The organism is Methylobacterium sp. CM6246 (assembly GCF_054818005.1).
Window position 1 is genome coordinate 2090864 of the sequence record NZ_JBTXKY010000001.1, and the last position, 14972, is coordinate 2105835.

At 70.1% G+C, this 14972-nt stretch carries 13 protein-coding genes and 1 tRNA gene; 8 read left to right on the forward strand and 6 right to left on the reverse strand.

What is annotated here, in order from left to right; genetic code table 11:
• The first annotated feature begins 69 nt into the window (after positions 1-69).
• On the forward strand, positions 70-1278 hold the full coding sequence (locus tag ACYQPG_RS10325; RefSeq protein WP_147907120.1) for an acetyl-CoA C-acetyltransferase: 1209 nt from the start codon (positions 70-72) through the stop codon (positions 1276-1278).
• A gap of 122 nt (positions 1279-1400) precedes the next feature.
• Complete coding sequence (locus tag ACYQPG_RS10330) at positions 1401-1910, forward strand: DUF2059 domain-containing protein (protein WP_461230865.1); 510 nt, start codon at positions 1401-1403, stop codon at positions 1908-1910.
• Between the two features lie 33 nt (positions 1911-1943).
• Here ACYQPG_RS10330 and ACYQPG_RS10335 read toward each other — a convergent pair whose 3' ends face one another.
• The gene (locus ACYQPG_RS10335; protein WP_147941178.1) at positions 1944-2723 is read right to left on the reverse strand and encodes an EAL domain-containing protein; all 780 of its coding nucleotides are present in this window, start codon (positions 2721-2723) and stop codon (positions 1944-1946) included.
• Positions 2724-2836: 113 nt separating this feature from the next.
• Between ACYQPG_RS10335 and ACYQPG_RS10340 the strand changes: the two genes are divergently transcribed.
• Positions 2837-5035, forward strand: coding sequence for a 3-hydroxyacyl-CoA dehydrogenase NAD-binding domain-containing protein (locus ACYQPG_RS10340; protein ID WP_461230866.1), 2199 nt, complete (start codon positions 2837-2839; stop codon positions 5033-5035).
• A gap of 170 nt (positions 5036-5205) precedes the next feature.
• On the opposite strand, the gene ACYQPG_RS10345 is transcribed toward ACYQPG_RS10340, so the two are convergent.
• The 3 genes from ACYQPG_RS10345 to ACYQPG_RS10355 form a co-directional block, all read right to left on the reverse strand.
• The gene (locus tag ACYQPG_RS10345; RefSeq protein ID WP_147941180.1) at positions 5206-6066 is read right to left on the reverse strand and encodes a 3'-5' exonuclease; all 861 of its coding nucleotides are present in this window, start codon (positions 6064-6066) and stop codon (positions 5206-5208) included.
• A gap of 70 nt (positions 6067-6136) precedes the next feature.
• The gene (gene ligA / locus ACYQPG_RS10350) at positions 6137-8578 is read right to left on the reverse strand and encodes an NAD-dependent DNA ligase LigA (RefSeq protein WP_461230867.1); all 2442 of its coding nucleotides are present in this window, start codon (positions 8576-8578) and stop codon (positions 6137-6139) included.
• Between the two features lie 65 nt (positions 8579-8643).
• Entirely contained in the window at positions 8644-9900 is a 1257-nt protein-coding gene (locus tag ACYQPG_RS10355) for an MFS transporter (protein ID WP_461230868.1), read from the reverse strand.
• A 144-nt stretch (positions 9901-10044) separates the two neighbouring features.
• Here ACYQPG_RS10355 and ACYQPG_RS10360 point away from each other — a divergent pair, with 144 nt between their 5' ends.
• The 3 genes from ACYQPG_RS10360 (at position 10045) to ACYQPG_RS10370 (ending at position 12160) form a co-directional block, all read left to right on the forward strand.
• Positions 10045-10752, forward strand: a complete 708-nt coding sequence (locus ACYQPG_RS10360; protein ID WP_461230869.1) for a 4'-phosphopantetheinyl transferase family protein — start codon at positions 10045-10047, stop codon at positions 10750-10752.
• Between the two features lie 82 nt (positions 10753-10834).
• Positions 10835-10911 (forward strand) — tRNA-Pro (locus ACYQPG_RS10365).
• Between the two features lie 193 nt (positions 10912-11104).
• Complete coding sequence (locus ACYQPG_RS10370; protein WP_461230870.1) at positions 11105-12160, forward strand: hypothetical protein; 1056 nt, start codon at positions 11105-11107, stop codon at positions 12158-12160.
• A gap of 9 nt (positions 12161-12169) precedes the next feature.
• Here ACYQPG_RS10370 and tgt read toward each other — a convergent pair whose 3' ends face one another.
• Both tgt and queA read right to left on the reverse strand, forming a co-directional pair.
• Complete coding sequence (gene tgt, locus ACYQPG_RS10375) at positions 12170-13309, reverse strand: tRNA guanosine(34) transglycosylase Tgt (protein ID WP_147938234.1); 1140 nt, start codon at positions 13307-13309, stop codon at positions 12170-12172.
• Positions 13306-14370 (reverse strand): tRNA preQ1(34) S-adenosylmethionine ribosyltransferase-isomerase QueA, encoded by a 1065-nt coding sequence (gene queA / locus ACYQPG_RS10380; RefSeq protein WP_461230871.1) that lies wholly within the window; start codon positions 14368-14370, stop codon positions 13306-13308. Before queA ends, tgt begins: the two co-directional genes overlap by 4 nt.
• A 98-nt stretch (positions 14371-14468) precedes the next feature.
• Here queA and ACYQPG_RS10385 point away from each other — a divergent pair, with 98 nt between their 5' ends.
• Complete coding sequence (locus ACYQPG_RS10385) at positions 14469-14717, forward strand: hypothetical protein (protein ID WP_147910704.1); 249 nt, start codon at positions 14469-14471, stop codon at positions 14715-14717.
• A gap of 5 nt (positions 14718-14722) precedes the next feature.
• Positions 14723-14944, forward strand: coding sequence for a hypothetical protein (locus ACYQPG_RS10390; RefSeq protein ID WP_461230872.1), 222 nt, complete (start codon positions 14723-14725; stop codon positions 14942-14944).
• Positions 14945-14972: the final 28 nt, after the last annotated feature.

The following is a 14972-nucleotide window of genomic DNA, read 5'->3' on the forward strand; positions in this document are numbered from 1 at the left end:
ACTGGCGCCCAGCGAGTCGGCCCGGTAAGGCCGCGTCGCCAACAGGCAAGAACACGCTGGGGAACGCCGATGCCCGAAGCCTTCATCTACGATCACGTCCGCACGCCGCGCGGCCGTGGCAAGGCGGACGGAGCCCTGCACGAGGTGACGGCCCTGCGCCTCGCCGAGACCGCCCTGCGGGCCCTGAAGGACCGCAACGGCCTCGATACCGCCCTGGTGGATGACGTGATCCTGGGATGCGTCGACCCGGTGGGCGAGGCGGGGGGCGACATCGCCCGCGCCGCCGCGCTGGTGAGCGATTACGGCGACCACGTCCCTGGCATCCAGATCAACCGCTTCTGCGCGTCGGGCCTCGACGCGGTGAATTTCGCCGCCGCGCAGGTGATGAGCGGCCAGCACGAGATGGCGGTGGGGGGCGGCGTCGAATCGATGAGCCGCATCGGCATCGGCGCGTCCGGTGGGGCTTGGCCGGTCGATCCGGCGATCGCCATCAAGTCGTACTTCATGCCGCAGGGCGTCTCGGCGGACCTGATCGCCACCAAGTACGGGTTCTCGCGGGACGATTGCGACGCCTACGCGGTGCGATCGCAGGCGCGCTCGGCCAAGTCCTGGGCGGACGGGCTGTTTAACGGCTCGGTGGTCCCGGTCCGCGACGTGAACGGCATCACGCTGCTCGATCGCGACGAGCATATGCGGCCGGGCACCGACATGCAGTCGCTCGCCGCGCTGAAGGCCTCCTTCGTCCAGATGGGCCAGATGGGCGGGTTCGACGCGGTGGCGACCGACGCGCACCCGGATGTCGAGACGGTCAACCACGTCCACCATGCCGGCAATTCGTCGGGCATCGTCGATGGCGCCGCCGCCGTGCTGATCGGCTCGCAGGCGGCCGGCGCCGCCGCGGGCCTGCGGCCGCGGGCGCGGATCCGGGCGTTTGCCAACATCGGTTCGGATCCGGCCCTGATGCTCACGGGGCCGGTGGACGTCACGCGCAAGGTTCTGGCCCGGTCCGGGCTGAGCCTCTCCGACATCGATCTGTTCGAGGTGAACGAGGCCTTTGCGGCGGTGGTGCTGCGCTTTTGCCAGGCGTTCGACCTCGATCCCGAAATCGTCAACGTCACCGGCGGCGCGATCGCCCTGGGCCACCCGCTCGGGGCGACCGGCGCGATGATCCTCGGAACGGTGCTCGACGAGCTGGAGCGCACCGGCAAGGAGCGCGCGCTGGTGACGCTCTGCATCGGTGCCGGCATGGGCACCGCCACGATCATCGAGCGCGTCTGAGCGACGGTGCGGCGCGGGGGGCCGGTCAAGGCCGCTCCCCAAAGCCCGGGAACGCTGCTAGAGGCGCGGGCGACGGTCGGCCCGAATCCGGACCGGACGATAAAACATTGGGAGTCGAGCCCTTGAACCGCCTGATCGCGACGCTCTGCCTGGGCGTCTCCCTGAGCATACCGCTGGCCGCACGTGCCGACGATGCGTCCGACCGTATCACCGAAGCCACGTCGCTGGTGAATAAGACCCTGATCAAGAACCTTCAGACCGGCTTCAACGTCGCCCTGGAGAAGACCGTCGCGGCGATGCCGGAGTCGCGCGCCGAGGCCGTGCGCAAGGAACTCACGGACGAGTTCGAGAAGCAGCGCGGCATCATGATCGAGGGGCTGTCGAAGGAATACGCCCAGAAGTTCACGCTCGCGGAGCTGAAGCATCTGGACGAGATCTACGCCGATCCGACCTACCTCAAGTTCCAGACTTTGAACGCCGACCCCAACTCGGCGGTGACGGCGATCTCGCAGAACTCGGTGACGAAGTTGCTCAACATGCTGGCGGTGGCCGCCGCCACCGACAACGCCCCGAAGACCGGTGCGCCGCCGGTGCCGCCCCCGGCGGCTCCCCCCGCACCGGCGCCGAAGTAGCCGATGCCGTTCCCCGCGCGCGATCGGCTGGTCTCAGGCCGCGCGCGCGGCCGCCCGATGGGCGAAGCCGTCCACCCGGGGCAGGTCTTCGAGCTTGGGCTTGGCGAAGTGATAGCCCTGCACGAGCGTGATCCCGAGACCGCGCAGGGCATCGAGTTCCCCCGCGGTCTCGACGCCCTCGGCCAGAACCGTGACGCCGAGCGCGCGGGCGATGGCGATGATTCCGGACACGATCGCGTGGCGGCCGGAATCCGTGTCGATGCTGCGCACGAGCTCCATGTCGATCTTGATCAGGTCGGGACGGAAATTCGCCAGCAGGTTCAGCCCCGCGAAGCCGGCGCCGAAATCATCGAGCGCCGTCAGGAAGCCCTGCTTGCGGTAGGCGGCAACGATGCGCTTCACATGCTCGATGTCGCGGAACCGCTCCTGTTCGGTGAACTCGAACATGATCCGCCGATACGAGAAGTCGACGCGTCGCGCGGCCTCCAGCGAGGCGCGGATGCAGGCGTTCGGCTCGTAGACCGCGTTCGGCATGAAGTTGATCGACAGCCGCGTGTCGCTGTCCCGCGGGAACAGGCGCCCGGCCAATTCGATCGCCTTGACGCGCGCGGCCTGGTCGAACTGGTAGCGATTCGCGTCGGTGACCCGGTCGAGGATGGTGCCGGCCGGTTCGCCGTTGGGCCCGCGCACCAGGGCCTCGTAGGCCCAGACGTGCCCGGATCCGAGGTCGAGGATCGGCTGAAACGCCATTGTGAAGTCGAAATCGAGGGCGGCCCCGTCGCGGCATGCGCGGCAGCCAATGTCCTTCGTCATATGCCGAATCCGTCGGTACCCCCCGACCGGCGGATCATGCGCTACGGCGCTCAATGCAACCTTAACGTACAACCACCGGCTTTTAGACGGCGTGACTTTGGGAGGACGGCACGATGACGCTGACCGATTTCCGTTTTGAGACCGATAGAGACGGCGTTGCGGTGGCGACCTGGGATATGCCGGGCCGTTCGATGAACGTGATCACCGAAGCGGTGATGGATCAGCTCGAGCAGATCATCGAGCGGGTCGCCTCGGACGCGGCGATCAAGGGTTGCGTGATCGCCACCGGCAAGGACAACTTCTCCGGTGGCGCCGACCTCACGATGCTGCAGGGGCTCGGCCGGGCCTATGAGCAGTTGAAGGCCGAGCAGGGCGAGGAGGTGGCGATGCGCCACTTCTTCGAGGCGTCGCGGCGCCTGTCGCTGCTGTTCCGGCGGCTTGAGACCTGCGGCAAGCCGTTCGCTGCCGCGATCCAGGGCCTGTGCCTGGGTGGCGCCTTCGAGCTCGCCCTGTCCTGCCACCACCGCATCGCCTCGGACGATGCTAAGACACGGCTCGGGCTGCCGGAGATCAAGGTCGGGCTGTTCCCGGGCGGCGGCGGCACCCAGCGGGTCGCGCGGCTGATGCAGACCGGCGACGCGCTCCAGATGCTGTTCAAGGGCGAGCAGATCCGCGCGCCGATGGCCAAGGGCATGGGGCTGATCCACGCGGTGGCGCCGCAGGCCGAGATCGTCGAGCGCGCCAAGGCCTGGATCCGCGACGGCGGCTCGGCGGTGGCACCCTGGGACGTGCCGAAGTTCAAGGCACCCTCCGGCAAGGTCTACTCGCCCGCCGGCATGATGATCTGGCCGCCGGCCAACGCGATCTACCGCCGCGAGACGCACGACAATTACCCGGCCGCCAAGGCGATCCTGGCCTCGGTCTACGAGGGTCTGCAGCTGCCCATGGACCTCGCCCTGCGGGTCGAGAGCCGGTACTTCGCGCATATCCTGCGCTCGAAGGAGGCGGCGGCGATGATCCGCACGCTGTTCATCTCCATGGGCGAGCTGAACAAGGGTGCCCGCCGGCCGAAGGACGTCCCGGCCACCAACCTGAAGCGGGTCGGCGTGATCGGCGCCGGCTTCATGGGCGCGGGCGTCGCCTACGTCACGGCCCAGGCCGGGATCGAGGTCGTCCTGGTCGACCAGTCGATCGAGGCCGCCGAGAAGGGCAAGGCCTACGCCCACACGCTGATTACCGGCCAGATCAACAAGGGCCGCGCCAAGACCGCGGACCGCGACGCGCTGCTCGGCCGGATCACCACCACGACGGATTACGCCACGCTCAGCGGTTGCGACCTCGTGATCGAGGCGGTGTTCGAGGACCCCAAGGTGAAGGCCGAGGTGATCCAGAAGGTCGAGGCAGTGATCGGCGCCGATACGATCTTCGCCTCCAACACCTCGACCCTGCCGATCTCCGGCCTGGCGAAGAACTCGCAGCGGCCGGACCGGTTCGTCGGCATCCATTTCTTCTCGCCCGTGGAGAAGATGATGCTGGTCGAGATCATCAAGGGCGAGGCCACCGGGGACGCGGCGCTCGCCACCGCCCTCGATTACGTGCGTTTGATCAAGAAGACGCCGATCGTCGTGAACGACGCCCGCGGCTTCTTCGCCAACCGCTGCGTCGGCGCCTACATCCTGGAGGGGCACAAGATGCTCGCCGAGGGCGTGCCGCCCGCCATGATCGAGAGCGCAGGGCGCCAGGCCGGCATGCCGGTCGGGCCGCTCTCGCTCAACGACGAGGTCGCCCTCGACCTCGTGCTCAAGATCGCCAAGGCCACCGAGGCGCAGGTCGGGGCGGATGCGGTCGACCCCGCCCAGAAGACGATCCTCACCGCCATGGTGGAGGGCCAGGGCCGGCTCGGACGCAAGAACCGCAAGGGGTTCTACGATTACCCCGAAGGCGCACCCAAGCGCCTCTGGCCGGGCCTGGCCGACCTGCAGCCCAACCGGATCACCCCGGAGGCGGTCGATTTCAACGAGCTGAAGCAGCGGCTCCTGGTGGTGCAGGCGCTGGAAGCCGCCCGCACCGTGGGCGAGGGTGTGGTCACGGATCCCCGGGAGGCCGATGTTGGCTCGATCCTGGGCTTCGGCTTCGCCCCCTTCACGGGCGGCACCCTGTCCTACATCGACTTCATGGGGGCGGCCTCCTTCGTGGCCCTCGCCCGCGGCCTGGAGGCCAAGCACGGCCCCCGCTTCCGGGTCCCCGACACCCTGGCCGCCATGGCCGAGCAGGGCGGAACGTTCTACGCGGCGGAGAAGCGCGCAGCCTGATCTTTCATCAGACCTTCATAAGACCAGGGACTGAGAGCCGTTCCCGATCGCTCCGGGAACGGCTCGGCTTACTGCGTCGCCGGCTAAATGGACGTCGGCATGTGGCTTCGAGCGATGTCGAGCGCCCAGTCACGGTGCTTCAGCATTGCCTCGCGGCAGCCTGATCCTCATCACGCGACACGGAGCTTCGCACCGAGCATCCGGGCGAGCAGTTCCACATCGCCGGCGTTGTCGGAGAGCAGGTCGGTGATGTCTCCGACCTCCAGCGCCTTCACGTGGCGGCAGCGCATGCCGTAGCGGCCCGCCGTGCAGGTGCATCTGAGTTGCGGGCCGCCCGTCCGCTCTTCCAGCACGATGTCGTATCGCTTGCCGGTCGAGCCTCGCACGGAGAAGCTCAGCGCCGAGGGGGCGGCCGGGAAAGCGGCCAGCGCGCGGTCGCTGATCGCTCCCGCAGCCCGGCGGGGGAGGGACGGGCCGCCCGTCACCCGGGTGACCGGGACGCCGATCGCCGCCGCGAGACCGTGGACGTCCGGCGTCTCGGTCTGGCGCATGGCCGCCAGGGCGATCGCCGCGCAGGCATAGGCATCCTCGCCGGCGTCGTGGTGCTCGAAGCGGATTCCGAGGCGGCGGGCCACCTTGCCGAGGCCGCAGCCCTCCGGTGCCGGGAAGACCCGGCGGGCGATCTGGACGGTGCAGAGATAGGACAGAGCCGGAACCGGCAGGCCGGCCCGGGCCAGGCCCGCGCGCAGCACGCCGATGTCGAAGCTGGCGTTGTGCGCCAGGATCAGCCCGCGGGTGAGATCGCCGAGATAGGGCGCCATCACGCCGGCGAAATCCGGCTCGTTGGCCACGTTGGCGGGCAGGATGCCGTGGACCCGGATGTTGCCCGGCGAGAACCGCATCTCCGGCGGCCGGATCAGGTGGCTCTCCCGGCGCACGACGCGCCCGTCCGCGATCCAGGCGAGACCCACCGCGCAGGCACTGTCGCGCCGCTCGTTGGCCGTCTCGAAGTCGAGGGCCAGGACCGTCATCGCGGGTGGACCATGCCGTGTAACGTTCTCGGGGTGTTCCCGAACCGTCTAAGCCCCCGTGACCAGCGCTTCAACCCTGCGCCACCATCCCGAGCCAATCGTCCTCCGACACGACCCGGACGCCGTGCTTCTCGGCATCCTTGAGCTTCGAGCCGGCCCCGGGGCCCGCGACCACGAGGTCGGTCTTGGCCGACACCGATCCGGAGACCTTCGCGCCCAGCCGCTCGGCCACCGCCTTGGCTTCGTTGCGCGTCATCTTCTCCAGGGTGCCGGTGAAGACCACGGTCTGGCCGGCGAAGGCCGAGGCGGCCGCCGGACGCTCCATCGGCGCGACCGTGACTTCCGCGATCAGGGCCGTGACGGCGTCGGCATTGTGCGGCTCGGAGAAGAACAGGATCAGCGCGTCGGTCGCCACGGGCCCGATCTCGCCGTCGTCGGCAAACAGCCGGTAGGCGTCCCCGGGCTTCTGCTCGGCGGCCCGGGCGAGGGCGGACCGCACGGCATCGGCATCGCCGTAATGCTGCAGCAGGTTTTCCCGCTGGGGGGCGCTGAGCCGCGCGCGCGGCGCATCGGACGGTGCGTCGGAATGTGCGTCGTCAGGAAAGCCGAGATCGAGCAGGCGGTCTCGGGTCGTGTCGCCGATCCTGTCCACGGACCGCAGCTCGACCCAGTCCGGCCCCGGCTGCACGGCCGCCGCGTCCTTGATCGCGGCGATGAGGGACGGCATGTCCGAAAACCGCTTGGCCAGCGCCTTGGCGGTGGCCTCGCCGATCTGCGGGATGCCGAGGGCGAACAGCAGCCGGTTCATCGGGACCGACCGGCGGGCCTCGACTCCGGCCAGCAGGTTCTTGATCGCCTTGTCTTCGTCGTCGCCCTTCTTCTTGGCGGCCTTCTTCGGCGGCTCGATAGCGCCGGCCTCGGCGCGCCGCTCGGCCGAAAGCGCCTCGCGCCGGGCCACGACGGCCGCCTTCAGGGTCTCGAAATCCAGGCGGAACAGATCAGCGGGCTGGCGCACCAGCCCGGCTTCGAACAGCACCTCGATGTAGGTCTCGCCGAAACCCTCGATATCGAAACCGTTGCGCGAGACGAAGTGCTTCAGCCGCTCGACCCCCTGCGCCGGGCAGATCAGGCCGCCGGTGCAGCGCCGGATCGCGTCCGGGCGTCCTGTGCGCGGGTTGACCGCCCGCACGGCGCGGCTGCCGCAGGCCGGGCAGGTCTCGGGGAAGGCGTAGGGCTGCGAATCCGCCGGGCGCTTGGCGAGGTCGACATCCATCACTTTCGGGATGACGTCGCCGGCCCGCACCACGGTGACGGTGTCGCCAACGCGGATGTCCCGGCCGTCGCGGATCGGCGCGCCGTCGCCCCCGACGCCCTTCACGTAGCCCTCGTTGTGGAGCGTCGCGTTGGACACGACCACGCCGCCCACCGTCACGGGCCGCAGCTTCGCGAGGGGGTTGAGCGAGCCGGTGCGGCCGACATTGATGACGATGTCCTCCACCACCGTCGTCGCCTCCTGGGCGGCGAACTTGTGCGCCAGCGCCCAGCGCGGCGAGCGGGAGACGAAGCCGAGCCGCTTCTGCAACGCGAGGTCGTCCACCTTGTAGACGACGCCGTCGATGTCGTAGCCGAGCCCGGCCCGGTCCGCCTCGATCCGGCGGTAGTGACCGAGAATCGCGTCGATGTCGGTGAACGTGCGGGTCAGGGGGTTCACCGGCAGGCCCCAGCTGGCGAACCGTTCGAGGGCGCCGGACTGGGTCTCGGCGATCGGTGCCGAGAGCTCGCCCCAGGCATAGGCGAAGAACTTCAGCGGCCGGGACGCCGTGATGCCGGGATCGAGCTGGCGCAGGCTGCCGGCGGCGGCGTTGCGCGGGTTGGCGAAGAGCGGCTTGCCGGACGCCTCTTGGCGCACGTTGATCGCGGCGAAATCGGCGTGGGACAGGTAAACCTCCCCACGGATCTCGCAGATCTCCGGCCATCCGGTCCCCGCGAGCGAGGCCGGTATGTCGTGGACGGTGCGGGCGTTGGCGGTGACGTTTTCGCCGACCTCGCCGTCTCCGCGGGTGGCTGCCGTCTCGAGCGCGCCGGTCACGTAGCGCAGCGACAACGACAGGCCGTCGATCTTCGGCTCCGCCGTGAAGGCCAGGGGCGCGTCCTCGGGCCAGCCCAGGAAGCGCCGGACCCGAGCCGCGAACTCGGCGACTTCCTCCGCATCGAAGGCGTTGCCCAGCGAGAGCATCGGCACGGCGTGCCGCACCTTGGCGAACTTCTCCGAGGGCTTGGCGCCGACCGACGTGCTGGCCGCCCCGGTCCCGGCGAGATCGGGAAACCGGGTCTCGATCTCCTCCAGCCGGCGGCGCAGGCGGTCGTACTCCGCGTCCGAGATCTCGGGCGCGTCCTCCTGGTAGTAGAGCCTGTCGGCCTCCTGGATCGCGTCCGAGAGCCGGGCATGCTCGGTGCGCGCCTCCTCGGCTGTCAGGTCGAGGTCGGGCGTGTCGGGCTTCGCAGCTGGCATGTGGGCGTTCTAGCGCATCGCGGGCCCGGGGGGAGTCGGCCGCCCTGCGACATCCCCGATTTCCCTCAACCGCCCGGGGCGAGCAACTCGCCGTGGCCGACCAGGAGGGCCGCACCCAGGAACACGGTGGCGACCAGGATTGCCACGGCGGACAGCGGCATCACCGGGGCGAGCCATCCGGCCGAAGCCGTCCCGGCGACCGAGCCGAGATTCATCGCCGCCATGTAGACCTCGAACTGCGTCGCCGCGCCGGCGCGTCCGCGGCTGGCCTGGAGCAGGGCGGGCATCAGCGCGACGATCAAGAGACCCGGCAAGGCGTTGGTCAGGGCCAGGATGAGCGGTGCCGCGGAGCCGAGAAGGCCGGCACCGATCAGCACCCCCGCCAGCACGAAGGTCGCCGCGCTCGCCACGAGCAGGATTCTCAGCGGCCGCACCGGCCCGACCCGATCGGACCACAGGCCGATGGTGAACGCGCCCGCAGTGCCGCTCACGAGCGCCAGCCCCGCCTGGAGTCGGGACAGGGCCGCGGGCTCCCAGCCGCGTCCTTGGAGCAGGTCGACCGAGAAGGGCAGCTCGAACAGCCCAAGGGCCCCGTCGAGGCCGAAACACAGGGCCAGCAGCTGCAGCGCCCGCTTTCGGCGCAGCGCGATCCCAAGGCGGCGGAGGAAGCGCAGGAACGGGACCCGTCGGGGCTCCGGTCCGCGCCGGTCAAGCGACAGCAACGCGTCTGCGGGTGCTTCGCGCACGAGCAGCATCGGCAGGCTCGCCAGCAGACCGGCCCCGAGCAGCACGGAGAGGCTGACGGTCAGCCCGTACATGGCGAGCGTCAAGCCGAGGATCGCCGCGCTGAGGCTCGTGCCGACGACGAAGCCCGCGCGCGTGCAGGCGCTGACCCGGCCCAACTCCGCCGCGGGTACGTGGTCCATGATCATCCGGTCGCATGCGGTATCCAGCAGCGAGGCGAACAGGCTGTGGACCAGGAAGGCGATGCCGAGCAGGCCCACCTGTTCCGCGTCGAGCAGTAGCATCAGGGCCACCGCCGCGTGACACCCGAGAAGCGCTGCCACCGCGAAGGGCCGGCGCCGGCCCATGCGCAGGTCGGCGGACCGGTCGACGAGCGGCCCCCACAGGATCGGCTGGAGCGTCCAGGGCAGCCCCGCCAGGGCGAAATGAACCCCGACCTCGGTTGCCGACACCCCACGCGCCGTAAGGTGGTTGGCCAGGGCGGTGAGGGAAAAGCCGGCGATCAGACCTTGATAGAGGTAGGTCGCGAAGAAGACGCCGTAGCGGGCGCGCCGCCCCGCGAGGCTCGGCAACGCCACGCCTGTCGGAGCCGGCCGAACCCTCAAGTCGCCCTGCACTTGTCGGCCCGGTGCCGCACGACGATGCTCCTCCCCCCGCCGCCACCGGATCGAACCCGTGCCGCCCCACCCTGAACAGCCTACGTCGTACGCCCGGACCTCGCGATGGGTCGCGTGAGCGCGGCCAACATCTGGATCGTCGATCTGGCTTTGTCGCCGGGTCAGCTCGATCGGTGTGCGCCCGTCCTGGATACACACGAGCGCCACCGCGCCGCGCGCTTCATGCGGGCGGCGGACCGCATTCGGTTCCAGGCGAGCCACGCGGCCCTGCGACTGATTCTCGGAGAGGCGCTGGGCAGCGCGCCGGGCGCGATTCGCGTGGAGGCCGGCGGGGCCGGAAAGCCTCGCCTGGCCGGTGCCGCGCACGGCGCCTTCGACTTCAACCTGTCCCATTCCGGTGAACGCGCGGTCGTCGGCGTCGCGCGCGGCGCGGCCATCGGCGTCGATGTCGAGGCGATCCGGCCGATCCCGGATGCGTTGCGCATCGCGCGCGGGCATTTTGCGGCGGATGAGGCCGCAGCCCTCGCCTTCCACTCCCACGAGACGATGGAGCCCGCCTTCTTCGGCCTGTGGACGCGCAAGGAGGCCGTGGTGAAGGCGCTGGGTGCCGGCCTCTCGATGTCGCTCGACCGTTTCAGCGTCAGCGTGCCGCCCGCCCGCCCAAGGATCCTCCGCATGCAGCAGGCCGGCGACTGGACCCTCACCGAACTCGATTGCGGTCCCGGATATGCCGCGACGGCCGCGCTGCGCTGCGCGGCGTCCGAGATCACGGTCCGGCATCTGGCGGGCGATTGGACGACCCGTCTGCGCTGACCGCCCAAAACCGCCCTTGCGGTACGGGAAAGGCGCAGCTATAAGCCCGCTGCCGGCAGTTGCGGACACGCAAGCCGGCCTTCGGAGTGTAGCGCAGTCTGGTAGCGCACCACGTTCGGGACGTGGGGGTCGCAGGTTCAAATCCTGCCACTCCGACCAAGCTCCTCTCGGGGCTGACGGTCTTCCCGCTTTCTTGCTTCAGCACTTGGCGGCCTGGGCCGCAAGGCGTGGGTTCGGGTTACGCACCTCGCCATGGCGATTGCTTATCCGCCGTCGCCTTGCTGATCCCGTCCACCGCACGGACCGCTAATTCCCGCGACGGCTCGGTCCGAAGCGAGTATGCGCCCTGCTTATGGCCTTGGAAACACCAGCCGGTCCAAACCCCGTCGCCGCGGCGGCGTCCGTGTGGGTGGACTATGCGCGACAATTCCTCATCGGCGCAGCGCTGGTTGGGATCTTCGTGGTTGTCGGCATCGCGATCCTCGACCCCTACGGATTACGGGCGGCACCCGGCCATCCGCCGGGTCCGATCATGGATACGAACCAGCGGCTGTCTTATCCGCAGATCGCCCGCGGCGGTGCCTTCGACGCCGCCGTGTTCGGCACCTCGACAGCGCGGCTGCTGGACCCGGGCGCCCTCGATTCCGCCTTCGCGGCGCGCTTTGCCAACCTGGCGGTCAACGCCGCGACACCGGATGAGCAAATTCGGCTGGCCGAGCTGTTCGTGGCCCACCGGCCGGTGAAGGCGATCCTATTCGGGCTCGACGCGACTTGGTGCGCGGCCGATCCGCCGGCCCGCAGCGCCAACGCCTTTCCGGACTGGCTCTACGAGGCCGGCACACCCTGGGGCGTGCTCCGGCAGGTCAGCCTCCGCTCGCTCACGATCGCTGCGCAGACCGGACTGGCGCGCCTCGGCCTCGTGCAGACGCGGCTGAGGTCCGACGGCTATGCGGTCTTCACGCCGCCCGAGGTGCTGTACGATCCCGAGCGCGCCCGCACTCATATCCGTGCCGGCGCGCGCGATCCTGCAACGCCCGCCGATCCACCGGATGCGCCGATGCCGGCATTGGCGCGGCTCGATGCCCTGCTCGCTCGACTGCCCGGGACCGCGACGAAGCTCGTCGCCTTCATGCCGGTTCACGCGGTCGCGCAGGGGGTGCCCGGCACGCCGGCCGGCCGCCGGGAGGCGGCCTGCAAGGCGCGGGTCGCGGAGATCGGTGCCCGGCACGGCGCCGTGGTGGTGGATTTCCGCCGTCCCTCGCCGATCACCACGCGGGACGACAATTACTGGGATGCGCTGCACTACCGCCTGCCGGTGGCGGCGCGGATCGTGGCGGACCTGAAAGACGCCGTCCGCCTCGGGACCGACGATCCGGACGGCACCTATCGCGTGCTGGCGCATCCGTGACGCGGATCCTCAGCCGGCAGAAGCGCGTTCGGCCCGCGCCCAGCCCTCGCGGGTGGCGGCGCAATACTCCGTGAACCGCCCCGCGCCGATTGCCGCCCGGGCGCCTGCCATCAGGTCCTGGTAGTAGGCGAGGTTGTTCCAGGTGAGCAGCATCATCCCCAGGATCTCGTTCGACCGGACGAGGTGGTGGAGATAGGCCCGGGAATAGTCGCGCGCCGCCGGGCAGGTCGAGGTCTCGTCCAGCGGCGCCGTATCCTCGGCGTGGCGGGCGTTGCGCAGGTTGACCCGGCCGTTGCGGGTATAGGCCAGACCATGCCGGCCTGCGCGGGTCGGCATCACGCAGTCGAACATGTCGATGCCCCGGGCCACCGCCCCGAGGATGTCGTCCGGCGTGCCCACTCCCATCAGATAGCGCGGCTTGGCCTGCGGCAGGTGCGGCTCAACGGTCTCGATCATGGCGAACATCACCGCCTGCGGCTCGCCCACCGCGAGCCCGCCCACCGCGTAGCCCTTCAGGTCGAGGTCGGTGAGCGCGCGTGCGCTCTCGACGCGGAGCGCCGGGATGTCGCCGCCCTGCACGATGCCGAACATCGCCTTGCCGGGTTGTTCGCCGAACGCCACCCGGCAGCGCTCGGCCCAGCGCAGCGAGAGGTGCATGGCCTTCTCGATCGCCGCATGCTCGGCTGGAAGCCGCACGCATTCGTCGAGCTGCATCTGGATGTCGGAGCCGAGCAGACCCTGGATCTCGATGGAGCGTTCCGGGCTCATGTGGTGCGCGGTGCCGTCGATATGCGAGCGGAAGGTCACGCCCTGCTCGTCGATCTTCCGCAGGGCCGAGAGCGACATCACTTGGAAGCCGCCGGAATCGGTCAGGATCGGCCGGTCCCAGTTCATGAATTTGTGCAGGCCGCCGAGCCGCGCCATCCGCTCCGGGCCCGGACGGAGCATCAGGTGATAGGTGTTACCCAGGACCACGTCGGCGCCCAGTTCCCGCACCTGCCCCGGATACATCGCCTTCACGGTCGCGGCGGTCCCCACCGGCATGAAGGCCGGCGTGCGAATCTCTCCGCGCGGCGTCGCGATGGCGCCGGTGCGGGCGGTGCCGTCCTGCCCGTGCAGGGTGAAGCCGAAGGGCAGGGTCTCGGTCATGGGATATCCGCGCGCGGGCCCGGAAACAGCAGGCTGGCGTCGCCGTAAGAGTAGAAGCGGTAGCCGCTCCGGATCGCGTGCGCGTAGACCGCCCGCATCGTGTCGAGGCCCGAGAACGCCGAGACCAGCATGAACAGGGTCGAGCGCGGTAGGTGGAAGTTCGTCACCAGGGCGTCGACCGCGCGGAAGCGGTAGCCGGGCGTGATGAAGATGTCGGTCGGCCCCGAGAAAGCCGAGAGCGTGCCGTCGGGGCTCGCGGCGCTCTCGAGGAGGCGTAGCGCCGTCGTGCCCACCGCGACGATCCGGCCGCCCGCGGCCCGGACGGCATTGAGGGTGGCGGCCGTATCGGCATCGAGGATGCCGATCTCGGCGTGCATCCGGTGGGCGTCGGTGTCGTCCGCCTTGACCGGCAGAAACGTCCCGGCGCCGACATGCAGGGTGACGTGGTGGCGCCGCAGGCCGGCCGCGTCGAGGTCCGTGAGCAGCGCGTCCGAGAAATGCAGCCCAGCCGTCGGTGCCGCCACGGCACCGGGATGCCGTGCGTAGACAGTCTGATAATCGGTGGCGTCGCGGGCGTCGGTGGGGCGCTTGCCGGCGATGTAGGGCGGCAGGGGCAGCGCGCCTTCCTGGGCGATCGCCGCGTCGAGTTCGGCGCCGCTGCGGTCGAAATCCAGCACGATCTCGCCGCCCTCCGCCTTATCGGCGACGATGGCCTGGAGCGCACCGAACTGGATCGCGTCCCCGGGGGTCAATCGCTTGGCCGGGCGGGCGAAGGCGCGCCAGCGCGCGGGCGCCTCCCGCAGGTGCAGCATCACCTCCGTGCGCTGGCCCGGCGCCCCCGGGCGCGTGCGCACGCCGTTGAGCCGCGCCGGGATCACCCGCGTGTCGTTGAAGACCAGGGCATCGCCGGAGCGCAGCGCTGCCGGCAGGTCGCGCACCGTGCGGTCCGCCAAATCCTCGCCGGGGCGTACGACCAGGAGCCGCCCACCGTCGCGCGGCTCGGCCGGGCGCAGGGCGATGCAGCTCTCCGGCAGGTCGAAATCGAACAGGTCCACGCGCATCGCCGGGTGCCTGCACCGAACCGGACGCGGTTTCAACCTCGGAACCGGTTCGCCGCGCCGCCTGTTCACGCCACACCGAGGACGGAGACGCCCGAACGATGCCCTGGTACGCCGTGCGCCCCCGTGATGCTGCAGACCCGCGCTGGCCGCTGCCCGGCACCGAACAGATCGTGCTTAAGGCCGACGATCCGGATCAGGCACGGTCGAAGTTCGCGGAGGCCTATCCCAGCGAGCCCTTCGGAAGCCCGGCCGTACCGGTGCCGAACTCCGGGCTCGGGAGTTTCAACGGTGACGCGGACGCGCTGATCGTGGCCGAGACCGGCGAGCCGCCAGCGCCACGGGACTGAACGTCATGGTCAGGATCAGCCGTCCCGCCCGCATGACCCTCGACGGCCAGCTCGTCGGGTACTGGGACCGCGAAGCCGCGCGGCTCGACACGATGGCCACCGCCGCGCGCTTCGCGTGGCAGCGGCGTCGCCTGATGCGCAAGGCGACCGAGGCGCGGGCCAAGGCCGAGCGGAGCCGCCAGCGCGAGGCGGCCCGCAGTCCGGCTCTCGGTCCGACCGAAGCATAGCCGAAGCTAAGACTCTTTCGGCAGCGTC